Below are 22,856 nucleotides of genomic sequence, written 5' to 3'. Positions count from 1 at the left end.
ATGATCGAGCTCGACCAGGCCGGGCGCTCGTTCAAGGTGCGAAGGAGTCTCAAGCTCAAGGGGAACATCGTGCACGCCGTACGCGACCTGTCGTTCACCGTGGCGCCGGGAGAGTTCGTCGGCTACCTCGGCCCCAACGGCGCCGGCAAGTCCACCACGATCAAGATGCTGTGCGGCATCCTGACACCCACGTCGGGGCGGGTGCGGGTGGCCGGGCTCGACCCCTCGCGCAAGCGCACGACGCTGGCGCGGCGCATCGGCGTGGTGTTCGGGCAGCGTACGACGTTGTGGTGGGATCTTCCGCTGCGGGACAGCTTTGAGCTGATCCGGCTCCTTTACAAAGTAGATCGCAAGGTATTCAAGACGCGGCTCGACGAGCTGACCGAGACGCTCGACCTGGGGAGCTTCACCCGCACGCCGGTGCGTCAGCTCAGCCTGGGCCAGCGCATGCGCGGCGACCTGGCCGCCGCGCTGCTGCACGCGCCGGACGTGCTGGTGCTCGACGAGCCGACCATCGGGCTCGACGTGGTCAGCAAGTCGAGCATCCGGGCGTTCCTGCGCCGGCTCAACGCCGAGCAGGGCACGACCGTCCTGCTGACCACGCACGACCTGGGCGACATCGAACGGCTCTGCCGCCGGGTCATGCTGATCGACCACGGACGGCTGGCGTTCGACGGCACGCTCGACGAGCTGATGGCCACGGCGCCCGAGAAGTCCACGATCGAGGACGTGGTCACCCACCTCTACACGGGCAGCCGCTGAGCACCCGACTCCCACGAGCACCCGTGAGAGCGAGGCGTTCATGCGGACGCCGGCCCGCATGAACGCCGGCCTCGAGGACGACGATCAGTAATAGCCGCCCTGGGGGCTCTCCTCGTAGTCCTCATCCTCGTCCTCGTGCCGCCGCGACCAGCGCGACGGCATCAGCACCGGGATGAACAGGGCGACCCCGAGCAGGGCGAACACGCCCGAGGTCAGCAGCGTCTTGTCGCCGGTGCCGATGTCCCTGATGATCTGGTTCACCGACGGCTCGGCGGGGATCAGGGAGATCGCCCGGTTCACATCGAGGGAGTAGACCACGGTCCAGGCCAGCAGCACCATCGAGGGCACGAACGTGGCCATCGGCGAGACCCGGCCCGCCACCACGAGTCCCACGACCAGCCCGACCGCCGCCATCGCGCCGAGGGCGATCCACATCTTCTGGCCGCCGACGGGGTTGGCCGACGCACTGGATAATGCCTGCTGGACGGCCCAGCCGCCGCCTCCCAGCACCGCTGCGGTCACCACGACGCCGATGAGCAATCCTGCAAAGTGCCGCAACGTTCTCACCTCAATGTCAACGTGTTCGGCACGACCCTAGCGACAATTGCCGCAAATCGACCAGCATTGCGCGGCTTGGGAGTAGCGGTCTCCCCGATCTCTGCCCCCGTGAGAGCATGTGACACACCCATGCGCGCGGAACTTCCCCTCAGGCTCGCGCGGACGGCCGCCTTCGCCGCCGTCTGCGTGGGACTCGCCGCGCTCGCGCACGCGATGGGCGGCGGTTCGGTTCCCCCGCCGCACACGGCCGCGCTCGGCCTCGGCGCCGTGCTGCTGCCGGCCCTGGCGCTGAGCGCCCGGGAGCGCTCGGCCGCGACGATCAACGTCGCGCTGATGTGCGCCCAGTTCGGGCTGCACGAGCTGTTCGGCGCCGACGGCACCGCCTACGTCATCTCGCACTCGCACGGCCGCGGGCTCGGCCAGGCCGCCGGCATGCTGCTGGCGCACCTGACGGCCACGCTGATCACGGGATGGTGGCTGGCGCGCGGCGAGAGCGCGCTCTGGGCGCTGCTGCACCGCCTCGGTCACCGTCTGGCACTGCTGCGCCCGGTCGCCGTTCCCGCCGTGCGGCCGGCCGTCCCGATGGTGATCGTACGGATCGTCCCCGTCGATCCGCTGCTCCTGCACTGTGTCGCCAGGCGTGGTCCTCCGCTGCCCGCCTGATCCTCTGACACCTTTTCGACCCCCGCTCATTCCAGTGGAGATCCATCATGTCCTTCGTGCGACGTACGGCCACGGTCCTGGCCGCCGCCACCGCCATCACCGCCGGCCTCGCCCTTCCCGCGCTGGCCCACGTCACGATCAACCCGGGCACCGCCGAGCAGGGCGGCTTCAGCAAGGTCGCCTTCCGGGTGCCCAACGAGCGCGACGACGCCTCGACCGTCAAGGTCGAGGTCTCCTTCCCCACCGACCACCCGCTGGCGTTCGTCTCGGTCAAGCCGGTGCCGGGATGGAGCGTCAAAGTCACCGAGGGCAAGCTGCCCAAGCCCGTCAAGACCGAGTACGGCGATCTGAAGGAGGCCGTCACCAAGGTCGTCTGGTCGGGCGGGAAGATCGGCAAGGGCGAGTTCCAGGAGTTCGAGGTGTCCATGGGGCAGTTGCCCACGGACACCGATCAGCTCGCGTTCCCGACGACGCAGACATACTCCGGCGGCGAGGTGGTCAAGTGGGCGGACGCCCCGAAGGCGGACGGCAGCGAGGCGGAGCACCCGGCTCCGACGCTCAAGCTGACCCCCGCGACCGCGTCCGACTCGCACCACAGCGGCTCCCCGTCGGCCGCCGCGTCAGCCCCCGCGGCCTCGGCGCCGGCCTCCGCTGACGGCATGGCCCCGTCGGTCAGCAAGGTAGCGGCCGGCTCGTCCTCGGACGGCACCGCGCGCCTGCTGGGCGGTGCCGGGCTCGTGGTGGGCATCATCGGCATCATGGTCGCCGTCCTGGCCCTGCGCCGCCGCCCGTCCTGATGGCCGGGCCCCGCGCCGCCGCCCGTCCTGACGTACGGGCGGCTCGGGCGGCTCTCTGTTGAAGGCGGACCGCCGAGACGGTCCGGGTCGGATCTCACCGGCCCGGACCGCTCAGGAGGTGATGTCCTTGCCCGAGAAGCGGGCCCACGCGATGGAGCCGAACAGCAGGATGTACGCCCCGAAGACCAGCAGCCCCTGACCGAGACCCGCGAAGTCGACGGGACTGCGCAGCACCGCGTCGAACTTGGTCCACCAGCTGGGCAGCAGGTAGGGCGTGATCGCCTCGAGCTGCGGGATCGCCCTGAGCACCTGGGTGACGATGATCAGGACCATCGTCGCCGCGATGGCGCCGATGGACACCTCGGTGAACGTCGACAGGGCCACCGCCACGGCCGCCAGGGCCGCCATGCCCGCGCCCACGTACCCGACGGTGAGGAGGATCCGCAGCAGGCCCTCGGCCACCGAGATGGTGCTGCCCGACAGCAGCGTCACCGGCCCCACCGGGAACAGGATCAGCCCGGTGACGAGCGCCGACAGCGCCACCACGACGGTGATCGCGTAGCCGAACACCACCGCGTTGAGGTACTTCACGACCAGCAGCCTCGTCCGGCCGGCGGGCGCGGCGAGCAGGTAGCGCAGCGTCCCCGCGCCCGCCTCGCCCGCGATCGAGTCGCCGCCGACCACGCTCACCGCGATCGGCATCAGCAGCAGCACCAGGAAGGAGAACGAGGCGAACGTCAGCATGAGGCTGTTGCCCGCCACAGCGCCGATGAGCCCGCCGACCGCCTCGTCGGCGCTGGCGATGCGCAGCGCGATGCCGATCAGCACCGGCACGCTCGCCAGGACGGCCAGCATCACCTGATTGCGGGGCCGCCGGAACGTCAGGCCGAGCTCGGAGCCGAGCAGCCGCCAGAACGCCGACGCCAGGCGCACCGGCGGCGCGGCCGGCTCGGATGAACCGGGCGCCGAGGACGGCCGCCGCTCGGCGGTGCGCATCGTCTCGGTCACCGGCACCAGCCCCGGCGTCCGGCGCTCCTGCGTCTCAGCCGTCGACATCGAATCCCTCCCCTGTCAGTCCCACGAACACGTCCTCCAGGCTCGGCCGTACGACGGCCAGGCCGCGCACGGCGACGCCCTCCCGTACCAGCGTCGCGTTGATGTCCTCGGGCGCGTGCGCGCCCAGGTCCGCCGTCACCGCCGCGACGCCCCCGTCAGGCGTGCGCACGTCGGCCAGACCGAGCGTGCCGAGCACCCGCGCCGCGTCGGCGACGTCCGGTGTCTCGACTCTGACGCGGGTGGTGAGGCCGCCGTTGAGCGAGGCGATCGTGCCCTGGGCGACCAGGTTGCCGGCCCGCATGATCGCGGCGTGCGTGCACATCTGCTCGACCTCGGTCAGCAGGTGCGAGGAGACGAAGACCGTGGTGCCGTCTGCGGCGATCTCCTTGACCAGCGCGCGTACCTCGCGGGTGCCCTGCGGGTCGAGCCCGTTGGTGGGCTCGTCGAGTATGAGCAGCTCACGGGGTCCGAGCAGGGCGGCGGCGATGGCCAGGCGCTGGCGCATGCCGAGTGAGTAGTTGCGGAAGCGCTTGCCCGCGGCCGCCGACAGGCCGACCCGCTCCAGGGCCTCGGCGACCCGCTTCTTCGCGGTGCGGCCGGCGGCGGTGGGGTCGGCGGCGTCGAAGCGGTACAGGTTCGCCTCGCCCGACAGGTACGGATAGAACGCCGGCCCCTCGACCAGCGCCCCCACCCGGGGCAGTGCGTCGGCCAGGGGCAGGCCGAGCACGGAGTACTCGCCGGCCGTGGGCGCCACCAGGCCGAGCAGCATGCGGATCGTGGTGGTCTTGCCCGAGCCGTTGGGCCCGAGGAAGCCGAAGACCGATCCGCGCGGCACGGTCAGGTCCAGTGCGTCGACCGCGACCTGGCCGCCGCGGAAGCGCTTGGTCAGGCCCTGGGTGACGATCGCCGAGTCGCCGGAGGGCGGGGCCGCCCCGAAGGGCGCCCCCGCTTCATGCGTGACAACGGTCACTTGGTGCCCGCCGCCTTGGTGATCTCCTCCGGCGTGACCGCGCCGACCAGCAGCCGGCCGTCGTCGGTCAGCAGCGCGGTGACGAGCTTGGTCTTGATCAGCTTGCCCGAGCCCCACGTGCCGCTGACGGGGGTGGCCGTCTTGAGCACGTTCTGGACGAGCGCGCTCGGGTCGGCGCCCTCCGAGCCGCCCTTCCAGTGGCTGCCCGGCTTGCCGTCGGACGGGGTCTCGGCCGGCTTGGCCGTCAGGTCCGCCAGCGTGGCGGGCAGGACCGCGACCCTGCTCCAGCCGGCGCCGACGACCTTCGCGCCCTTGGCGGCCTCCTTGGCCGACTCCGTCTTCTGCTCGGCGTGCTCGGCGTCACGGCCGGCACCGAGCGTCTCCTCCTTGACCTTGGCGCCCGCGGGCGGGGTGAAGGAGAAGTTCTCCTCCGCCGGCGGCGTGAAGGTCACCTGGGTGAAGCCGACCTGGAAGGCCGGCTCGGCCGAGCCCTTGGCGAAGACCTGGACCTGCAACGGCATGTACGTCTCACCGTCGAGCGCCAGCCGCACCTCCTGCACCAGCGAGCCCTCGTCCTTGGGGGCGAGCACGAGCTGGTAGGCGGCACGGCCGGCCACCTGGGCGTTGTTGGTCACCCGGATCGCGGTGTGCTCGTCGGCGTTGGCCAGGAGCTTGGCCGCCACCTGCTGCGGGGTCACGTCGGCCGGCCCCGGCGTGGGCAGCTCGTGCGGCTTCTCGGCGCCCTTCGCCACCTTGATCTTGGTCGCCGTGTTGTCGCCGCTGTCCCAGTACCAGATCTGGTCGCCATTGACGATCAGGTTGGACTCGTCGAACTGCGTCGGCATGGCGACCCTCAGCTTGTCGCCGGCGCCGTACCAGACCTTCACCTCGTGCGAGCCGGACAGCAGGCTCAGCGGCGACGTGCCACCCATGTCGGGCAGTGCGGGCAGACCGAGCGAAGCGGTCTGCTGCACGGTGCCGGACATGGGCGGCGGGCCGGCCTTGTCCTTGGTGGCCGCCGCGGCGTCGGCGAGCAACTGCTGCGCCGTACGCTCGGGCAGCACCGGATCGCCGCTGACCGCGGCGATGACCGGACCGGCCCCCATAGCTCCGGCGATCACGGCCGCGGCCGCGATCGGAACTCCCCATCTCACGAACGTTCCTCTGCGCATCTCACTCCTTAACGGTATGTCGATGACCAGAGCCTGCGTCATGCATGCTTAGGCGAGCCTGAGACCAGCTGAGACGGCTCTCAGCCTTCTCAGCGTGGTCACAGGGGAGGAACGGGAGAATCGCCACATGAGAGTACTTGTCGTCGAGGATGAGCGGCGGATGGCGGCCGCGCTGCAGCGGGGGCTCCAGGCCGAGGGGTTCGCCGTGGACCTCGCCCACGACGGCGAGCAGGGACTGCACGCGGCCAGGCACGGCGACTACGACATCGTGGTGCTCGACATCATGCTGCCCAGGCTGTCGGGCTACAACGTGTGCAAGCAGTTGCGCGCCGAGGAGAACTGGGTGCCGATCCTGATGCTCTCCGCCAAGGACGGCGAATACGACATGGCCGACGGCCTCGATCTGGGCGCCGACGACTACCTGACCAAGCCCTTCTCGTACGTGGTGCTGGTGGCCAGGCTGCGCGCGCTGCTGCGGCGCGACTCCGGGCGGCGGCCCGCCGTGCTGACGGCGGGCGACCTGACGCTGGACCCCGCGCGGCGCAGGGTGGAGCGGGGTGAGCAGGTGATCGAGCTGACGCCCAGGGAGTTCGCGCTGCTGGAATATCTGCTGCGCCGGCGCGACGAGGTGGTGTCGAAGTCGGAGATCCTGGAGCACGTGTGGGACACCTTCGACACCGACCCGAACGTGGTGGAGGTCTACGTGGGCTACCTACGGCGCAAGATCGACGCCCCGTTCGGCAGGAACGCCCTGCAGACCGTGCGCGGCGCGGGCTACCGGCTGGCGGGCGACGGTGGCTGACTCGCCGCTGCTCTGGTGGCGCCGCCAGGGGCTGCGCTTCCGGCTGACGGTCGTGGCCGCCGCCGTCCTCGCGCTCGCGCTGGCCATCTCGGCGTCGGTGCTGCTGACCGTCCTGGACCGGGCCCTCATCGGTACCGTGGACGACTCGACCAGGCAGCAGGCCCAGACCGTGCGGGTGCAGGCCGACGCGGGCACGCTGACCAGTCCGATCGCCACCCACGACGGCACGATCGTGCAGGTGATCGACGCGGCGGGCCGCATCACGGACGTCACGTACGGCGCCGACCGGCTGGTCCCGCTGCTGGACGCGCGGGAGCGGGCCGAGGTGCTGCGCGACGGCCAGGCGACGTTCCTGGACGGCCGGCCGTTCGCGATCTCGGGGCCGCTGCGCGTGGTGGTCATCAGCGCCGACCATGGCAGGACCGTGGTCGCGGCCCGGCCCATCGGCGAGATCCAGACCAGCCTCGGTACGGCCGGCCGGGTGCTGCTGGTCGGCACGCCGATGCTCATCGTGGCGCTGGCCGTGGCGAGCTGGGTGGTCATCGGCCGGACGCTGCGGCCGATCGCCGCGCTGCGCAGGGGCGCCGCCGAGATCACGCACACCGCCAGGTCGCGCCGGCTGCCGGTGCCCGAGTCACGCGACGAGGTGCACTCGCTGGCCACCACGCTCAACGACATGCTGGCCCGGCTGGAGGAGGCCGAGCAGCGTCAGCGGGCGCTGGTCTCCGACGCCGCGCACGAACTGCGCAGCCCGCTGGCCAGCATCCGGCTGCAGCTGGAGGTGGCGCTCGGCCATCCGGAGGGCCAGGACTGGCCGGAGACGGCCGAGGGCGTGATGGAGGACGCGATGCGGCTGTCCAGGCTCGCCGAGGACCTGCTGGCGCTGGCCCGCCTGGACGAGCGCGGGGGCGTGCCGGCCAGGCGCGAGCCGGTCGATCTCGACGAGGTGGTGCGCCAGACCGTCGACAGGTACGGCGAAGCCCGGCTGACCGTGTGCGATCCCGTCGTGGTCCGCGGCGACGCGCTGGACCTGAGCCGGGTGCTGACGAACCTGGTGGACAACGCCGTACGGCACACCTCGTCGAAGGTGGAGGTGGCGCTGACGGCCGACGGGGTGCTGACGGTGACCGACGACGGGCCCGGCATCCCCGAGCAGGATCGCGAGCGGGTGTTCAACCGGTTCACCCGGCTGGACTCGGGCCGCAGCCGCGACGAGGGCGGCGCTGGGCTGGGCCTGGCCATCGTCCGGGAGACCGTGCGGGCGCACGGGGGCGGGGTGCATCTGGAGGACGCCGCACCGGGGCTGCGTGCGGTCGTGCGGTTGCCTGTGGCGAGATGAGGAGGGGGTTCGCGCACGGGGTGCGTGCGGGGTTCGTACGGGGTTTCTGCGGGGGGTTCGTGCGGGGGTGAGTCCTCGCTTCCGGCCGGGCGCGGCGGCGGCCGAAGGCGATGTGCTCAGGACGGGTCAGGCGGCGCTGCCCTTTTCGGCGGCGGCCAGGAAGTCCTGGGCGATCAGCGGCAGGCGGCGACGGGCGTGCACGACGGCGATGACGCGGCGGACCGCGGGTTCCAGCGAGCGCACCACGAGGCCCGCCCGACCGGCCTGTTCGGCCATGCCGCGGTACCACAGCAGTGACGCCTGGCCGGTGCGTACGGCGTTGAGCCAGCCGTTGCGCTCGTCGGTTTCGAGCACGACGACCGGGCTGACGGCGTACTTGCCGAACATCGCGTCGAGTTCCCTGCGCCGGACGCTGCCCCGTGCGGGCAGGGCCAGGCGCATCCCGTCGAGCTTGCCCATGGGCACGGGATTGGGCAGTTCGAGGCCGGGCGGGGAGATCAGCACGATCTCCTGGCGTTCGAGCGGATGGGTGATCAGATCGGTGGGTACGGGCAGATCGGTCAGGCCGAGGTCGGCCCGCTGATCCCTGATGGCGTTGACGACGGCGTCCCGGCCGTCACAACGGACGATGTGCACGCGGACACCTGGGTGCTCGGCGGTGTAGGCGGGCAGCAGCCGTCCGGCCAGGCCGGGTTCGAGGCTGGGCGTGGCGGCGATGCGGAGCTCCGCCTCCCCTGTGCTGCCGTGATTGGACAGGCTCTCGATCTCGTGTACGGCATCAAGAGCCTCCCTTGCCAGTTTGACCACCCGCCGGCCTTGTGCGGTGACGACGACACCGCGTCCGGACCTGGCGAAGAGCGTCATGCCGAGTTCCCGTTCCAGATCGCGGATCGCGCGCGAAAGCGCAGGTTGCGCGATATAGAGCGATCTGGCCGCGTCGGTCATGGTGCGGTGCTCCGCAGTCGCGACCACGTAGCGGAGCTGCTGGAGGTTCATGTCAAAGAAGCTAGGACACCAGCTGCCGCGCGGTCCGGGACATAGCAGAGATCACCTCGAATGATTTCGGACCGTAGCCAGACACCGCGACTTCTGTGACGGGTGATAAATCGGTATGCTTCTGCCCCAAATTCGGCAAATGTCCAACCAGTGACGTACCAAGTCACCCTTTACGGACAACCGAGTCAAGGGGGATACACGGTGACAGGCAACGGGCAGCATCCACCCCCGCCTCAGGGGCCAGGTCAGCCCCTGCGGCCACCGTCGCGTCCGTGGCCGCCGCCGGGTCACCGCGAGCCGCAGTCCCAGAGTTACGGTCATCCGGGGCAGCAGCCGCCTCCCCCGCCTGGACCGGTCTATCCGCCGCCTCCGCCGGGGCCCGTCTATCCGCAGGGGCCGGTGCATCCCCCGCAGGGCCAGCCGTACGGGGCGCCGCCTCAGGGGCAGCCGTACCCGCCTCAGGGGCAGCCGTACCCGCCAAGCGGGCAAGGCCGGCCGCACCCGCCAGGCGGGCCGTATGGGCCGCCACAGGGCGGCTCCTGGCATCCGCAGCAGCCGCCTCCTCCCCCGCGCCCGCCCATGCCGCCGGGGCCGTGGGGGCCGCCGCCGCGGAAGAAGTCGGGCATGGGGGTGATCGGCATCCTCGGGGCGGTCTTCGGATCGATGGCGGCGCTGTTCGTGCTGCTCGTGATCGCCGCGGCGATGCTCAAGGGCTCGTCCAGGCCCGACACGACCACGCCGGTCGCCATCCCCTCCTACACCTACAACACCGGGACGCCGTCCCCGTCGGAGTCGCGGAGCCAGACCCGGTCGAGCGAGCCGACGGCGACGCGGTCCACCGAGCCCGAGACGCCGACCCGGCCCATGCTGAACACGAGCACGAGGAACAACACCCTGTACCGGGTCGGCACCCTGCCCAGGGTGGCCTGCCCGGCGGGCGGCGCGAGCATCTTCAGCCACAGCCAGCTCAAGGCGCTGATCCTGAAGACCGGCAGGTGCATGGACCGGGCCTGGGGGCCGATCATGCAGCGGCAGGGCATCCGGTTCACGCCGCCGAGGTACTCGATCGTGGCCACGCGTGGCAGGGGAGCCTGCGGCGACTACCCGTCGCCGGGGAGCATGGTGCCGTACTACTGCCCGCGCAACAACACCATCTACGCCTCCACCTCGGCCATGGCCAGGGGCAACGGGAACGCCCGCGGCTACGGGGAGATCATCTCCTGGCACGGCGGGATCATCAGCATGCTGGCCCACGAGTACGGGCACCACGTCCAGAACATCTCGGGCGTGATGGACTCCTGGTGGAAGCAGACGGTCGACTCCAGCAGCCGGAGCGGCAAGCTGGCACTGAGCAGGAAGCTGGAGCTCCAGGCGACCTGCTTCGGCGGTATGTGGATGCGGTCGGTGGCCGCGTCCTACCCGGTCAGCACCGCGAACCGCGCCCGCCTCTTCGCCTTCTACGGGCAGGTGGGTGACTATCCCGGATATCCCCGCGACCACGGCAACAGAGTGAACAACAGCCGGTGGTTCCGTCAGGGCTGGGAGAGGAACCAGGCGTTCCAGTGCAACACCTGGATGGCGGCTTCGTCGACGACCTCCTGATGTCATGGCCTGTTCATCTCAGGTTGGGTACATGTCTTGGATGTCCCTATATGGGAGCTAGACTCCTGGCAATCTTGTGCCCTACGGGGTGCAAAAACCATGGGTTTCGCCAGGTAGGCGTGTGAAGGAGCCGGTGTGAGCAAGCGCGATGGGGTGGACACCGCGCCCGAGGGCAGGAAACGGCGCGCTCCCCGCCGCTCGGGCACAGGGTCCGAAACCGGACCAGGAGAGGGTTCGGACCCCGGCCGTTCGGGCGAACCGCCGGACGCGGACGACACCCCGCAGAACCGCACCCCCGCGGACGACACACCGCAGAGCGACGCCCCCGCGGACGGCCCCCCAGCCGCGGGCGGCCACGGCACGCGTCCGGCCGGCACGCATCCGGCGGGTCCCGGTGGGACCGGGCCGGGCGGCACCGGTCCGGGTGGGAAGGGCCGGGGCGGAAAGGGCGCTCGTGGTCCCGCGTCCCCCGGCGCTGGGCGGCCCAAGCCCCGGCCGCGGGCGGGCTCGGGGGCACCGCAGTTCGCCAAGCCGCTCTCCACGGGCGGTCTGCTCGGCTGGACCCTGCTGTCCGCCATCGTCCCCGGCACCGCTCACCTGCGCGCCGGGCGCCGTCGTACCGGCCTGATCATGCTCGGCGCGTACGTGGTGCTGCTGCTCGCCGGGCTGGCGTTCGGGCTGACGCGCAACGATGGCAACATCGCCCAATTGGTCGGCGCCGACATGCAGATGACGGTCATCGTCATCGCCGCTGTCCTCGCACTGGCCTGGTTCGCCATCATCGTGCTGTCGTACGTGGCACTCGGCCCCAACCGGCTGAACCAGCAGGGCCAGATCGTCTCCGGCATCGTGGTCGGCGTGCTCTGCGTCTCGGTCATGGCCCCCTTCGCTTTCACCGCGAACCTCGTCCTGACCTTCCGCAACGCCTCCCAGAAGATCTTCGTCCCCATCGCCCTGAGCACGGACCCGAGTGTCGCGCCGATCAAGGAGAACGATCCCTGGAACGGCAAGGACCGGGTGAACTTCCTGCTGATCGGCGGCGACGCGGCCGGCGACCGTACCGGCGTGCGCACAGACAGCATGACGATCGCCAGCGTGGACGTCGCGACGGGCAAGACGGTCCTGTTCAGCCTGCCGCGCAACCTGCAGCACGTGCACTTCCCGACGTCCTCGCCGCTGCGCAAGCAGTTCCCCAACGGCTTCATGGCGGAACTGCCCAACGGCGGCCTGCTCAACGAGGTCTGGCAGTACGCCACCGACAACCCGCAGATCATGGGCGGCAAGAACAAGGGCCCGCGCGCGCTGATGGACGCCATCGGCTACACGCTCAACTTGAAGATCGACTACTACGCCATGATGAACATGTACGGCTTCGCGGACCTGGTCGACGCCATCGGCGGCCTCAAGATCCGCGTCGAGCGTGACATCAAGTGGGGCGGCCACTTCGGCACCGCGGGCACGATCAAGGCGGGCTACAAGAAGCTGACCGGCGAGCAGGCCCTCTGGTACGGCCGGTCTCGGGTGGACAGCGACGACTTCTCGCGCATGGCCCGCCAGCGCTGCGTCATCGGCGCGTTCGCGCAGCAGGCGACGCCGGACAAGATCCTGTTGAACTTCGGCAAGATCGCCGATGCGACGAAGCGGCTCGCGCAGACGAACATCCCGCAGGAGCTGGTCGAGCCGCTAGTGGCGCTGGCCGTCAAGGTGAAGAGCGCCAGGATCACCAGCTTGCAGTTCGTGCCGCCGGAGTTCCTGTCGGGGCGTCCCGACTGGCTGAAGATCCGGCGGGCCGCAGAGAAGGCGATCAAGGACTCGGTCCGGCCGGCTCGGAGCGCGCAGGCGGCTGACGTCACGTCCTCGCCCGGGACGCCCACGACCAAGCCGACTCGTTCGTACGCAGCCGCCAAGCCGACCCAGACGCCCACCCAGAACAGCCAGAAGACCGCCCAGAGCCTGTCTGAGCTCTGCGGGCTGTAAGCCCCGCCGCCCTGCCAAGCCGCGTTGCTCTTCGGCCGCACCCACCCGGTGCGGTCGGAGAGCGCTGCTGGGTCACCGGGTCACTCAGGTCACTGAGGTTACTGGGTCGCGAGGGAGAGGAGTCGGCGCAGGTAGGTGACCTGCTCGGGGTCGCCGGTGACCGACACCTCGCCACCCCTGCCCCACACCCAGCGCAGCAACTCGTCGGGCGCCCCCGACACGACGGTCCGCGCCTGCTCGACCGCCCTGTCGGCGGTCTCGTCGGTGACGGTGATCTCGGTGGGCGTGGCCCGTACGAGCCAGGCGCGCTCTCCGCCGACGACCGCGATCGCCCCCTTGAGGTCGGGGCGCAGGGCCTCGGCGAAGCTCTCGGGGTAATGGGCGAACTCGTGCGCAAGCATCACCTTGAGCCCCTCGTCCACCCCGTCGAGGGCCAGGTCGTCGGCCGCGGGCGTCACGGGCAGGCCGGCCGCGAGCTCGGCGTCGACGCGGTGGATCACCGTCTCCTGGGCCATGCGCCTGATCCAGAAGCCGACGCTCTGGTCGGGCTCGTACCAGGTGAGCGCGTAGTCGTCCGGGGCCCTCGCGGCGAACTCCGCCATCAGCTCGGCATAGGCCCGGTCGAGCACCGCGAACGGCTCCTCACCGGACAGGTCGGGCGGCCACGGCGTCGGCCACTCCCCGCGCAGCATCGTCTCGGCCTTGTGCAGGTAGACCTCAGTGATGTGCGCGACCAGATCGGCGGCGGTCCACCCCGGACAGCTCGGCACGGGCGCCGCGTCCGGCGCGGCGGAGGCCGCGGCTCTGAGCAGGCCGTATTCATCGGCCAGACAGGCCAGCAAGCGAGGGGCATCCATGGCACCCACCCAACCACGCATCGCCGGCACACGGCATCGCATTAAAACCGGCGGCGTGTCGCCAGATAAGCCAGCAGCGTGCCTTGCCTGGTCGGCGACGTATCGCCTCAGGCCAGCGGTGTGTCGCTGTGAACAGCTCGCGGATCGAACAGGCGCCCCCACAGCGCCCGTTCCTCTCCCGCTCCGGCGTCAGGTGCTAGGCGGCGCTTCCGGGCCCTCTCCCGGCGAACAGCCCGCCCCGCCGTACGGCCGGCATCCTCGGACGCCGGTACGGCAACGCGAACCATGTCGCCTTCCCGATACGCCCCGGACTGGTGACGTACTTCTGGGGATGGCATCCCCAGAAGCCTTCGGAGAGCGCGGCGACGATGCACAGCCCCCGCCCGCGCTCGGCGTCGGCGTCGACCAGACGGGCCACCGGCAGCGGCGGACCGCAGTCCACCACCATGCACACGATCTCCTCGGGATCGGCGTGAAGCACCAGCTCATAGGGTGCCTCTCCATACAGGAAGGCATTTGTCACCAATTCGCTGGCCATTAGCACGGCGTCATCGACGAGATCGGGACTCAGTTCCAGTCCGGTCAGCGCGTCACGGACGACCGTTCGGGCATACCGGACGGCCTGCACATCTTCGCGCAGGGGCCAGGCATGCTCGGCGTGTGTTCGCGGGACGGATCGCAGTGGGGTCATTGGCTTCTCCTTCCGCGTTCAACTGTCGAAACGTGTACGGAAGAGAGGTCAAAAAAGGCGGATCTTGAAAAATCGTTTTTCGCCGGACCCGCCACGCACCGCGACCCGCCGCACATGGTGACCCGCCGCACACCGCAGCCCGCCGCACACCATGGCCCGCCGCGTACCGTGCCCCGGCGACCTCTCCGCTCGGCGACTCTCCGTAACGCCCTGCCCGGTAAGCCCAGACCTCCCAGCCGCAGCCGGGCCCCGTCCGATCGGTTCATGGCCCCGCACGCTGACTCCTTTCGCCGCGCTGACTCCTTCCACAAGGACATGTCAGCGCCACGCCAGCGATACGAAAGCCGAAGCGGCGAGCATGAAGTCCGCAGCCTCGAAATCCCTTGGAGATTCGCGACAAAAGGAGAGTCGCATTGAGAACGACAGCACGATTACTCGCGATGACGACACTGGCCGCAGGTATGGCGCTCATCGCGGCACCCGCGAACGCCGCCACGGGAACACTGACTCTTTCCACCAGCCCCGCCGGGCAAAGAATCGTGTATAACAATCCCACGGCCGGTTGTTACAGCACCACATCAGCCTTCAACAATGCCACAAATCGCACGAATGTCGCTGTCACCGTTTACCAAGGAACGCACTGCCAGGGACTGTCCCTAATCATCGCTCCGGGTACGAGTCCCGTGCCGGTCGGAGACCGTCTCAGCGTCTCCGTCCCCGCCTAAGGGTTTTCGATCCAGAAGAAGGGATGAAGTATGCACAATCGCATGGCGAGGCGAATAGCCGTCGGCGTAGTCGGCCTGGGTCTGGCGCTGACTCCCGTGGTCCCCGCATTCGCGGCGCAGAGCAGCTCGGCGAGCCGGCAAGTGGCGGGTCCCGCGCAGGTGGAGAGCCACACGGAATGGGGCGGGTGGTATTCCAGCGTGGACAGCTGCGCCGAAGTCGGCCGGGCATACGTCCACCAAAACGGAGCTATTGGATTCACCTGCCGGCCTCTCAACGGCCAGTGGGCCCTCTGGGTCGTCTACGACCCCTCCCCCTGACCTTCGATCCGATGAATCAAACTCAGGAGAGAACAGTGCGGAAAATCAAGAAGGCCGCGACGACGCTCGCGATCACGGCCACGCTCGCCGCCGGCGGCATGACGCTGGCCGCGCCGACTTGGGCGGAAAGCGCATCGTCCACCACGCAGGCGAACGCCGCGGCGGGAGTCTGGTACATCTTCAATTTCTATCCGGACGAGGGGACCTGCGAGGCTCAGCGCAGATGGGGCGCCAGTCAGGGCTGGTGGACCTGGGACCATTCGGCCTGTGCGACCAACGGTCGGGACTGGGCGCTCTTCATCCTCTACGACGCGGCCCCTTCCGCGAAGCAGGCGCCACTTCCCGAGGGTTGGCAGCGGTCCTGATTTCTCGGCGAAATATGAGATAGCGCGAAAAGGTGCCTTCTAACCTGTCTGGCGGCGACTTGCTGGGGTCGCAGCGGAGGCAGAGTGGAAGGCACCTTTTCGTACCGGAATTCGGGGTCCGGCATTCGTACGATCGCCAGGTCAGCAGGCCCTGACTTCGTCGAGGTAGGAGCCCCAGCCGTGCCGGAAGAGGAAGGTCTTGTGCGGCTTGAGCACCTTGCACTCACTGTCGAAGTTGTACTGGATGACGATCTTGACGCGGATGGTGTGCCCGCAGTCGTTGCGGACCTTGACCCACTTGTTGTAGTCGTGCCCGGTCCAGGTCGTGGCGCAGTCTGGGGCGCCGTCCCGGGCGGCCGACTCGGTCGAAGCCGAGGCGCCGTAGGCCGGAAGTGCGACCAGAGCGGCAGAGACGAGTGCCGCCATCGCCGCGAGTCGGATCTTTTCTCTCATGCTCATCTTGCGCGTCCCCTTTCTCCGTTTTCTCCGTCCGAAATGTCACGCCGACCGTAGGAGCGGGGATGTTGAGGTCATGTTGAGGATGCGTCTAGGGCCTGGCGCTACGCGCGGGCGCGGGCGTGCGGGCGGAGGGTGGCCAGCCAGCGGCGAAGGAGGCCGGCGAAGGCCTGGGGGCGTTCCAGATGCAGGAAATGCCCGGTCCCGTCCCACGTGACCATCTGTGACCCGGAAGGTGCGGGGATCGAGGACTCCCACGCGGCCGGCTCGCTCAGCGAGCGGACGCAGAGGACCGGGCGGGTGCGCCTGGCCAGGTAGCGGCGCGTCGCGGGCCGGGCGCCGAACGCGTCCGGGCCCAGGTACATGCCCTCATAGCAGGCGGCCAGTACGTGACCAGGGGTGGCGAGCAGCTGAGCGCGTACCTCGGCGGGCAGGGTGCCGAGCTGGCGGACGGCCGCCGCCGCGCCCTTGGCCCGCAGGGCGGCCAGCCGTTTGCCGAACAGCCGCTCCTCGGCGGCGTCCGCACCATAGGCGGGATCGACGACCACCAGCGCGGAGACGTGTTCGGGGTGCTCCACGGCCATGGCGGTGACGACCTGAGCGCCCATCGAGTGCCCCACGGCGACGACCGGTCCGGCGTCGAGGCGGTCGAGCAGGGCCACGAGGTCCCCCGCCAGGTCGATGGGCCGGTAGCCGTCCATGGGCGCCGGCGACCCGCCGTGCCCGCGCAGGTCGGCGGCGATCACCCGGTGACCCGGCTGGAGGGCGTCGGCGATGGGCGCCCACGTACGGGCGTGACCGCCCCAGCCGTGCACGAGGAGCAGGGTCTCGCCCTCGCCACGATCGGTGTGGCACAGCGCGATGGGGGCCATCAGCGTGAGCTCTGGCGGATCATGGGACGCCCTCCTTGAAAGCGCTTTCCAGCCATCGTAGGCGCTGCCGGCCCGAACCCGGCCGATGAGGTCTCCTGGACACCGTCGGCGTACGCGTCGCGGCCCGCACGCACCATTGACATTCACCGGCCGTCCACGCGGGCGCGCAAGATGTGTCGGAGTGATCATGTAGGTTCCTGGCATGCCTGATGACGACGATGAACCCGACGACGCTACGGATGAGCCGGCAACGGAACGCGCATTCTTACGGGAGCAGATCGAACTCGCGGTTCTCGGCGGTTTCGCCGATGAATATGACATAGAGGACTGGCTGGAGGATGAAACGACCGACGAAGATCTGCTGGAGGAGCTGAAGGCGTACGCGGAAGAGCTGTTCCGGCAGGAGCGGGCGCATGAGGACACTTGGCTCACCCCCACCGTGAACGACGCCATCGACCAGGCGTTCGAGGAGCTGAACGAGCGCGGCCTCGTCGCATTGCAGAACGCGGGTTTCACGATGTCCGACGGTTGGACCGACGCGCTCGAAGCCGCCTCTGAGCTACCGGACAAGCCCCGCGGCGCGGTCTTCTATCACGGCCAGGACCTCGAGTCCGGGGTTCAGGGCCACGGGCTGATGCTGGCGTTCGGCGCCTTCGAAGACGACGAGGCGAAGAGCGAAGCGGCGAGCGCCGCCATCGCACGAGAGGTGTGCGACACCCTCACCGCTCACGGGGTCGAGGCCAAGTGGAACGGCTCCGTCAACTCGCGCATCGAGATCACGCCGTTCCCGTGGCGAAAGCGCCGCTGGACCGATGCCCCTTGATTCTCGGCCCGCTGCCCAGGGAACAGTCTGTGACGCTATCCCCCTGGATCTGCGGATAAAGACGCTGATGCGGCACTCTTGTCACCTGACGTGCAGCAAAATGTGACCAAAGCACGTGTCCGTCCTATCGGGGTGAGGGTGAGGGTGAGGGTCTTGAGTATCTCGGTGCCGGCGGCTCCGGAGGCCGCTGGGACGCTGCGCTACCCGGCCGGCTCCCTGGTGATCCTCACCGGCCTGCCCGGCGCGGGCAAGACCACGCTGCTGCGCCGCCTGTACGCCCTGGACGGCACGGAGAGCCGCCCGGTCGTGGCGGGGTCGGTGGTGGTGATCGATTCGGCGCAGTCACGCCTGAGGTGGAGCACGCGTCTGGGCTGGGCGCCGAAGCCGGTGCGTACCGCGGTGGTGTTCACGACGCATGTGTGGCGCATCGGCCGGGCGTTGCGGGGCGGGAGCGCGGTGATCGCGCACAATCGCGGCTGCGGGTCCGCCGTGTTGCACGGGTTCGCCTGGCTGGCGCGCCGGTCGGCGGTCCCGTTCCATCTGCTGCTGCTCGACGCCCCTCCAGCGGACGCGCTGGCCGGCCAGCAGGCCAGGGGCCGGGTCGTGGCGACGCGGACGTTCGCGCAGCACAATCGCCGCTGGGAGGCGCTGCTGACGCGGGTCCGGGCCGGCCGCACCAGTCCGGCCACCGGCGCGCACGTCCTGGACCGGCCGACCGCCGATCTCCTCGAAGGCATCCACTTCGACGGGCCTGTCCCCCGCTGACCGCACGCGCGCCGCATCGGCTGCGTGCCTGGCCCTGCGGCGGGAGCCTGCGGGCTCCTACGACACCCACCACCTGCGGGCGCTGCCCGATCACCACCCCCCGAAGGATCTCCCGTGACCAACATCCCCGGCACCGTGCTGCTGGCCGGCGTCGTCGGCTCCACCGCCTACGGTTTGGCCGGGCCCGACTCCGACGTCGACCGGCTCGGCATCTTCGCCACCCCCACGCTGGCCATGGTCGGCCTGTCCCGGCCCAAGGACAGCATCGTCCACACGAACCCCGACCGGACGCTCCACGAGGTGGGCAAGTGGTGCTCTCTCGCGCTGGGTGGCAATCCGACCGTGATGGAGCTGGTGTGGTTGCCCGACGACCTGTACGAGACCCGTACACCGGTCGGTGACCAGCTGATCGCCATCCGGACCGCGTTCCTGTCCGGTCCGCGGGTCCGCAATGCCTACCTCGGGTACGCCACTCAGCAGTTCCAGCGCCTCGACCGGCGCGGCGACGGCTCGTTCTCGGCCGACACCCGCAAGCGGACCAGCAAGCACGCCCGCCACCTCGCCCGCCTCTTGCACCAGGGGCGCGAACTGTACGAGACCGGCCACCTGCCGATCCGGCTCCCCGACCCCGAGGCGATCCGCGCCTTCGGCGAAAGGGTCGCGGAAGGCAGCACCCAGGAGGCCCAGGACCTCCTGGCGGCCACCGAGAAGGCGTTCGACACCGCGCGCACACCGCTGCCCGCCCAGGCCGACGCTGCCACGGTCGAAGCATGGCTGCGCGAGGTCCGCATCGCCCACTGGAACCCACCGGCCGACCGCTGACCGCCCTGCTGCGGACCACGGCCGTCGCTGTCTACCGGGGCAGCTCAGGAACTGGTCGGGCAACAGCGCTGCGGGCAGACATGTCGCCACAATCTGCAACCTAGGTTGCCTTTAATCGTGCAACCTCGGTAGCCTAAACTGATGATGAGGAAGCGGGATCTGGAGCGACGCATGCGCAAGCTCGCCAAGGAGTACGGCGTGCCCGTTGAGTCCACCGAGGGTGGCAGTCACACCAAGTGGCATGCCGGTTCGGAGGCGATGCCCGTGCCTCGTCACTCGGAGGTCAACGAGCGGACGGCGAAAGGAATCTTGGAGAACTGGGAGAACATCCTTGCTGAGGTCGCGAAGGAGCAGGAGGAGCAGTGAGCAGGAACGACACTTTCACCATCACCGCCAGTCGGAGCGATGACTGGTGGGCTTTGACCGTCTCCGGACCCGGCCTCAAGCGGAGCTACCACACACAGGTGAAGCGCTTGGAGCAGGCGGAGGAAATGGCGCGTGACCTGGTGGCCACCATGCTGGATGTGGACATCTTCGAGATCAACGCCGACTTCGACCTGACCGTGGCCGACGATGAAGTGGCTACAGAACTGGAAGCCACGCTGGTGACACGCCTCGCGGCGACCCTCGTCAAACAGAAGGCCGCCGAAGCGACGCAAGCGACAGTGGCTGATCTGGCGCGAAGAGGTTACGTTCACCGCGACATCGGCTACCTGCTAGGCATGTCACATCAGGCGGTCGGAAAGCTGCTGAACGAGGCGGAGAAGGAGACAGCCGCTTCCGCGGACGATGCCGGTACACGTTCCCTGGCACTCTCCCTCAAGGAAATGCTTGATCGGCTGCACATGACCCGCGCCACGGAAGCGCTGTTGAAGTCTTATCTGCTCGAGGTGGCCGCGGGCGATCCGATGGACCGCAAGCTGAGCAGGCTGAGGGCGCTGGGCGAGCAGCTGCGTCACGGCAGACGGCGGAGGCTGACAGACGCCTGATCAGGGTCGGAAGGCGGAGCTGAGGCGGCACGCCCGGTGCGCGCGGTGACCACCATCACGGCGAGGCCGAGCGCCACGACCGCGGCGCCCACGTACAGCGGCGCGGTGTAACCCAGGCCCGCGAAGCCCGAACGCCGCGAGCGTGGCGGCGAGTCCCGCCAGGGACACGATCAGCGTGCGGTCGCGGTCGCGGTCGGCCCCCCGGCCCCCGGCGACGTTGCCGATCACCAGGCCGCTGCCGTAGACGACGAGCAGCCAGGCGACATCGGCGCTGGTGAAGCCGGTGACCTCGGTAAAGGTGTAGGCGATGTAGCTGAACGCCCCGAACATGCCGCCGTAGCCGAGGGCGGTGGCGGCCAGGGTCAGCCAGACCTGCCGGGAGCGGAAGGCGCGTAGCTGGGGGCGCAGACCGGCCGGCCGGTGGGCCTCGTGCACGGCGCCCGCCCAGGCCGGAACCCACACGGCGATGGCGGCCAGGGCCAGCACGCCGATCCCGGTGATGGCCCAGAACGTGGCGCGCCAGCCCCAGCGTTCGCCGACCAGAGCGCCGAACGGTACGCCCAGCACGTTGGCGACCGTCAGCCCGGCGAACATCACGGCGACCGCCTGCGAGGCCCGCTCCGGTGGGACCATGCGGCGGGCGACCAGCGAGCCGATGCCGAAGAAGGAGCCGTGGCACAGGGCGGCGACGACGCGGCCGAGCAGCGCCACGGCGTAGCTGGGCGCGACGGCGGACAGCAGGTTGCCGAGGACGAACAACGCCACCAAACCGACGAGGACGGCCTTGCGGTGGATGCGGGTGGTGGCGGCGGTCAGCAGGATCGCGCCGATCGCGACGCTCAGGGCGTATCCCGAGATGAGCCACCCGGCCGTGGCCTCGGAGACGTCCAGGCCGCGGCTCACCTGGGGCAGCAGGCCCGCGATCACGAACTCGGTCAGGCCGATCCCGAAGCCGCCGAGCGCGAGCGCGACCAACCCGGCGGGCATCCGCCGCGCGTTCCCGTCCTGTCGGATGTTCACGTATAGATCATGGGGGGTCGGTCGCCAAGCTTGACAAGGCTGTCCGCGACAGAGGTATGGGCCGGACTCACATGTGCGCCTCCGGGAATTCTGGTGCGTGCCACATATCAGGCCGTTCGCCCGGAACGTACCGTCACGGGCAATCGCCAGGCGTGTGAACCACGGAGTCGCCGATGTTTCCACTCCCCAGCCGAGCCGTCGTCAGAGCCGTGACGGCGCTCGTCCTCATCCTCGCCGTACTCGCCGTCGCGCGCCCGTCCCGGGCGGCCTCCCTGACGAAGGTCACGGGGTTCGGCTCGAACCCGGGTGCCCTGAACATGTGGGTCTACCGCCCCGACGGCCTGCCCGCGGGCTCCCCCGCCGTCGTCGCTTTGCACGGCTGTACGCAGAGCGCCGACGCCTACTACACCAACTCCGGCTGGCGGAAGTTCGCCGACCTGTACGGTTTCGCGCTGATCTTCCCCGAGGCCACCACCCCGCCGTCGAACTGTTTCCAGTGGTTCCAGGAGGGCGACATCGGGCGCGGCCAGGGCGAGGCGCTGTCCATCGCCCAGATGGTGTCGTACGCGACGAGCACCTACCAGCTCGACCCAGGTCGCATCTCCATCACCGGCCTGTCCGCGGGCGGCGCGATGACCGCGGTCATGGTCGCGGCGTACCCGGAGCTGTTCGACGCGGCGTCCATCGTCGCGGGCCTGCCGTACCGCTGCTCCCCACCCGCCTCGACCAGCACCTGCATGAACGGCCCGGTCACCAAGACCCCCAAGGACTGGGGAGCCTTGGTGCGCGGCGCGTACCCCGGATACACCGGGCCGCGACCGAGAGTCTCGATCTGGCACGGCCAGGCCGACTACGTGGTCAACAAGGCCAACGGCGTCGAACTCAGGGACCAGTTCACCGACGTACTCGGCCTGTCGCAGACCCCCGCCTCGACGACGAGCCTGCCGGGCGGCACCACGATGGAGACGTACGGCGGCGGTGAGGTCCGCTTCTACCGGATCGCCGGAATGGGGCACGGCACGCCGGTCGATCCGGGCGGCGCCGCGGAGCAGTGCGGCACGGCGGGCGCCTATTTCCTCGACACCATCTGCTCGGCGTACTACGACACCCACTTCTTCGGCCTCGACACGGGATCGCCGCCGCCCCCCACACCGACGCCCACCCCCACCCCGTCGCCGCAGCCCTGCTTCACCGCCACCAACTACGCGCACACCCAGGCGGGCCGGGCCCACCAGTCCGGCGGTTACGCGTACGCCAACGGCTCCGGCCAGGCGATGGGCCTGTGGAACACGTTCGTGACGACGACCTTGCGGCAGACGGGACCGAACTACTACGAGGTGGCCGGCACCACCTGCTAGGTCAAAGGGGGCGGTTGATCATCAGGCGCTGAAGGAGAAGCGCCCGCCGCGGTTCTACGGCGGACGGCGTGCGACGATCTGGCGGTCCGCCCGTGCATCGG

At 69.7% G+C, this 22,856-nt stretch carries 24 protein-coding genes; 14 read left to right on the top strand and 10 right to left on the bottom strand.

Translation table 11 applies throughout. The annotated features are described in order from the left end of the window. The gene (locus AB0C30_RS37160) at positions 1 to 762 is read left to right on the top strand and encodes an ATP-binding cassette domain-containing protein (RefSeq protein WP_357952849.1); all 762 of its coding nucleotides are present in this window, start codon (positions 1 to 3) and stop codon (positions 760 to 762) included. A gap of 84 nt (positions 763 to 846) precedes the next feature. On the opposite strand, the gene AB0C30_RS37155 is transcribed toward AB0C30_RS37160, so the two are convergent. Next, positions 847 to 1,329 (bottom strand): hypothetical protein, encoded by a 483-nt coding sequence (locus tag AB0C30_RS37155; RefSeq protein WP_357952848.1) that lies wholly within the window; start codon positions 1,327 to 1,329, stop codon positions 847 to 849. A 120-nt stretch (positions 1,330 to 1,449) separates the two neighbouring features. Here AB0C30_RS37155 and AB0C30_RS37150 point away from each other — a divergent pair, with 120 nt between their 5' ends. Together AB0C30_RS37150 and AB0C30_RS37145 are read left to right on the top strand one after the other, a co-directional pair. Then, a complete protein-coding gene (locus AB0C30_RS37150; protein WP_357952847.1) occupies positions 1,450 to 1,983 on the top strand; it encodes an MFS transporter in 534 nt (177 codons plus the stop codon). 47 nt (positions 1,984 to 2,030) lie between these two features. Next, positions 2,031 to 2,780 (top strand): YcnI family protein, encoded by a 750-nt coding sequence (locus AB0C30_RS37145; protein WP_357952846.1) that lies wholly within the window; start codon positions 2,031 to 2,033, stop codon positions 2,778 to 2,780. Positions 2,781 to 2,891: 111 nt separating this feature from the next. Here AB0C30_RS37145 and AB0C30_RS37140 read toward each other — a convergent pair whose 3' ends face one another. Genes AB0C30_RS37140 through AB0C30_RS37130 form a run of 3 tightly spaced genes read right to left on the bottom strand, consistent with a single transcriptional unit; the run spans position 2,892 to position 5,960 of the window. After that, positions 2,892 to 3,836 carry an ABC transporter permease gene (locus AB0C30_RS37140; protein ID WP_357952845.1) on the bottom strand — a complete coding sequence of 315 codons (945 nt, stop codon included), beginning with the start codon at positions 3,834 to 3,836 and terminating at the stop codon, positions 2,892 to 2,894. Continuing rightward, entirely contained in the window at positions 3,823 to 4,806 is a 984-nt protein-coding gene (locus tag AB0C30_RS37135; protein ID WP_357952844.1) for an ABC transporter ATP-binding protein, read from the bottom strand. Before AB0C30_RS37135 ends, AB0C30_RS37140 begins: the two co-directional genes overlap by 14 nt. Continuing rightward, positions 4,803 to 5,960, bottom strand: coding sequence for a sigma-E factor regulatory protein RseB domain-containing protein (locus AB0C30_RS37130; protein WP_357952843.1), 1,158 nt, complete (start codon positions 5,958 to 5,960; stop codon positions 4,803 to 4,805). Before AB0C30_RS37130 ends, AB0C30_RS37135 begins: the two co-directional genes overlap by 4 nt. Positions 5,961 to 6,105: 145 nt before the next feature. On the opposite strand from AB0C30_RS37130, the gene AB0C30_RS37125 reads away from it, so the two are divergent. Both AB0C30_RS37125 and AB0C30_RS37120 read left to right on the top strand, forming a co-directional pair. Beyond that, positions 6,106 to 6,780 (top strand): response regulator transcription factor, encoded by a 675-nt coding sequence (locus AB0C30_RS37125; RefSeq protein WP_357952842.1) that lies wholly within the window; start codon positions 6,106 to 6,108, stop codon positions 6,778 to 6,780. Beyond that, complete coding sequence (locus AB0C30_RS37120) at positions 6,773 to 8,119, top strand: ATP-binding protein (protein ID WP_357952841.1); 1,347 nt, start codon at positions 6,773 to 6,775, stop codon at positions 8,117 to 8,119. The genes AB0C30_RS37125 and AB0C30_RS37120 overlap by 8 nt, the downstream gene beginning before the upstream one ends. A 126-nt stretch (positions 8,120 to 8,245) precedes the next feature. Here the strand turns inward: AB0C30_RS37120 and AB0C30_RS37115 are convergent, their stop codons facing one another. Next, positions 8,246 to 9,115: a LysR family transcriptional regulator gene (locus tag AB0C30_RS37115; RefSeq protein ID WP_357952839.1), complete on the bottom strand. Its 870-nt coding sequence runs from the start codon at positions 9,113 to 9,115 to the stop codon at positions 8,246 to 8,248. Positions 9,116 to 9,739: 624 nt separating this feature from the next. On the opposite strand from AB0C30_RS37115, the gene AB0C30_RS37110 reads away from it, so the two are divergent. After that, entirely contained in the window at positions 9,740 to 10,717 is a 978-nt protein-coding gene (locus AB0C30_RS37110) for a neutral zinc metallopeptidase (RefSeq protein ID WP_357952838.1), read from the top strand. Between the two features lie 135 nt (positions 10,718 to 10,852). Beyond that, on the top strand, positions 10,853 to 12,694 hold the full coding sequence (locus AB0C30_RS37105; RefSeq protein WP_357952837.1) for an LCP family protein: 1,842 nt from the start codon (positions 10,853 to 10,855) through the stop codon (positions 12,692 to 12,694). 98 nt (positions 12,695 to 12,792) lie between these two features. Here the strand turns inward: AB0C30_RS37105 and AB0C30_RS37100 are convergent, their stop codons facing one another. Together AB0C30_RS37100 and AB0C30_RS37095 are read right to left on the bottom strand one after the other, a co-directional pair. Beyond that, on the bottom strand, positions 12,793 to 13,551 hold the full coding sequence (locus AB0C30_RS37100; protein ID WP_357952836.1) for a maleylpyruvate isomerase family mycothiol-dependent enzyme: 759 nt from the start codon (positions 13,549 to 13,551) through the stop codon (positions 12,793 to 12,795). A 196-nt stretch (positions 13,552 to 13,747) separates the two neighbouring features. Further along, positions 13,748 to 14,242: an ATP-binding protein gene (locus tag AB0C30_RS37095; protein ID WP_357952835.1), complete on the bottom strand. Its 495-nt coding sequence runs from the start codon at positions 14,240 to 14,242 to the stop codon at positions 13,748 to 13,750. A gap of 1,078 nt (positions 14,243 to 15,320) precedes the next feature. Here AB0C30_RS37095 and AB0C30_RS37090 point away from each other — a divergent pair. Further along, a complete protein-coding gene (locus AB0C30_RS37090; RefSeq protein WP_357952834.1) occupies positions 15,321 to 15,650 on the top strand; it encodes a hypothetical protein in 330 nt (109 codons plus the stop codon). Positions 15,651 to 15,791: 141 nt separating this feature from the next. On the opposite strand, the gene AB0C30_RS37085 is transcribed toward AB0C30_RS37090, so the two are convergent. Together AB0C30_RS37085 and AB0C30_RS37080 are read right to left on the bottom strand one after the other, a co-directional pair. Beyond that, complete coding sequence (locus AB0C30_RS37085) at positions 15,792 to 16,109, bottom strand: hypothetical protein (protein ID WP_357952833.1); 318 nt, start codon at positions 16,107 to 16,109, stop codon at positions 15,792 to 15,794. 101 nt (positions 16,110 to 16,210) lie between these two features. Then, positions 16,211 to 16,978, bottom strand: a complete 768-nt coding sequence (locus tag AB0C30_RS37080) for an alpha/beta hydrolase (protein WP_357952832.1) — start codon at positions 16,976 to 16,978, stop codon at positions 16,211 to 16,213. 202 nt (positions 16,979 to 17,180) lie between these two features. Here AB0C30_RS37080 and AB0C30_RS37075 point away from each other — a divergent pair, with 202 nt between their 5' ends. The 5 genes from AB0C30_RS37075 (at position 17,181) to AB0C30_RS37055 (ending at position 20,377) form a co-directional block, all read left to right on the top strand. Next, positions 17,181 to 17,801, top strand: a complete 621-nt coding sequence (locus tag AB0C30_RS37075) for a hypothetical protein (RefSeq protein WP_357952831.1) — start codon at positions 17,181 to 17,183, stop codon at positions 17,799 to 17,801. 153 nt (positions 17,802 to 17,954) lie between these two features. Then, on the top strand, positions 17,955 to 18,566 hold the full coding sequence (locus AB0C30_RS37070; protein WP_357952830.1) for an AAA family ATPase: 612 nt from the start codon (positions 17,955 to 17,957) through the stop codon (positions 18,564 to 18,566). Positions 18,567 to 18,680: 114 nt separating this feature from the next. Then, positions 18,681 to 19,388, top strand: a complete 708-nt coding sequence (locus AB0C30_RS37065; RefSeq protein WP_357952829.1) for a nucleotidyltransferase domain-containing protein — start codon at positions 18,681 to 18,683, stop codon at positions 19,386 to 19,388. Between the two features lie 141 nt (positions 19,389 to 19,529). After that, on the top strand, positions 19,530 to 19,754 hold the full coding sequence (locus tag AB0C30_RS37060) for a hypothetical protein (RefSeq protein WP_357952828.1): 225 nt from the start codon (positions 19,530 to 19,532) through the stop codon (positions 19,752 to 19,754). Continuing rightward, the gene (locus tag AB0C30_RS37055; protein WP_357952827.1) at positions 19,751 to 20,377 is read left to right on the top strand and encodes a hypothetical protein; all 627 of its coding nucleotides are present in this window, start codon (positions 19,751 to 19,753) and stop codon (positions 20,375 to 20,377) included. The genes AB0C30_RS37060 and AB0C30_RS37055 overlap by 4 nt, the downstream gene beginning before the upstream one ends. Here AB0C30_RS37055 and AB0C30_RS37050 read toward each other — a convergent pair whose 3' ends face one another. Then, a complete protein-coding gene (locus AB0C30_RS37050; RefSeq protein WP_357952826.1) occupies positions 20,378 to 21,397 on the bottom strand; it encodes an MFS transporter in 1,020 nt (339 codons plus the stop codon). A 173-nt stretch (positions 21,398 to 21,570) separates the two neighbouring features. Here AB0C30_RS37050 and AB0C30_RS37045 point away from each other — a divergent pair, with 173 nt between their 5' ends. Beyond that, the gene (locus AB0C30_RS37045) at positions 21,571 to 22,755 is read left to right on the top strand and encodes a PHB depolymerase family esterase (protein WP_357952825.1); all 1,185 of its coding nucleotides are present in this window, start codon (positions 21,571 to 21,573) and stop codon (positions 22,753 to 22,755) included. Positions 22,756 to 22,856: the final 101 nt, after the last annotated feature.

Source organism: Nonomuraea sp. NPDC048901, assembly GCF_040649695.1.
In the GTDB taxonomy this organism is placed as follows: Bacteria; Actinomycetota; Actinomycetes; order Streptosporangiales; family Streptosporangiaceae; genus Nonomuraea.
Note: the sequence above shows the minus strand (reverse complement) of the source record. Positions and strands in the feature narration are given on the sequence as shown.

Excerpts from the sequence above, each read along its gene's own strand:
- AB0C30_RS37160 (WP_357952849.1), top strand. The coding sequence starts at position 1 with ATGATCGAGCTCGACCAGGCCGGGCGCTCGTTCAAGGTGCGAAGGAGT.
- AB0C30_RS37150 (WP_357952847.1), top strand. The coding sequence starts at position 1,450 with ATGCGCGCGGAACTTCCCCTCAGGCTCGCGCGGACGGCCGCCTTCGCC.
- AB0C30_RS37145 (WP_357952846.1), top strand. The coding sequence starts at position 2,031 with ATGTCCTTCGTGCGACGTACGGCCACGGTCCTGGCCGCCGCCACCGCC.
- AB0C30_RS37140 (WP_357952845.1), bottom strand. The coding sequence starts at position 3,836 with ATGTCGACGGCTGAGACGCAGGAGCGCCGGACGCCGGGGCTGGTGCCG.
- AB0C30_RS37125 (WP_357952842.1), top strand. The coding sequence starts at position 6,106 with ATGAGAGTACTTGTCGTCGAGGATGAGCGGCGGATGGCGGCCGCGCTG.
- AB0C30_RS37115 (WP_357952839.1), bottom strand. The coding sequence starts at position 9,115 with ATGAACCTCCAGCAGCTCCGCTACGTGGTCGCGACTGCGGAGCACCGC.
- AB0C30_RS37110 (WP_357952838.1), top strand. The coding sequence starts at position 9,740 with ATGGGGGTGATCGGCATCCTCGGGGCGGTCTTCGGATCGATGGCGGCG.
- AB0C30_RS37100 (WP_357952836.1), bottom strand. The coding sequence starts at position 13,551 with ATGGATGCCCCTCGCTTGCTGGCCTGTCTGGCCGATGAATACGGCCTG.
- AB0C30_RS37095 (WP_357952835.1), bottom strand. The coding sequence starts at position 14,242 with ATGACCCCACTGCGATCCGTCCCGCGAACACACGCCGAGCATGCCTGG.
- AB0C30_RS37085 (WP_357952833.1), bottom strand. The coding sequence starts at position 16,109 with ATGAGCATGAGAGAAAAGATCCGACTCGCGGCGATGGCGGCACTCGTC.
- AB0C30_RS37080 (WP_357952832.1), bottom strand. The coding sequence starts at position 16,978 with ATGGCCCCCATCGCGCTGTGCCACACCGATCGTGGCGAGGGCGAGACC.
- AB0C30_RS37075 (WP_357952831.1), top strand. The coding sequence starts at position 17,181 with ATGCCTGATGACGACGATGAACCCGACGACGCTACGGATGAGCCGGCA.
- AB0C30_RS37060 (WP_357952828.1), top strand. The coding sequence starts at position 19,530 with ATGATGAGGAAGCGGGATCTGGAGCGACGCATGCGCAAGCTCGCCAAG.
- AB0C30_RS37045 (WP_357952825.1), top strand. The coding sequence starts at position 21,571 with ATGTTTCCACTCCCCAGCCGAGCCGTCGTCAGAGCCGTGACGGCGCTC.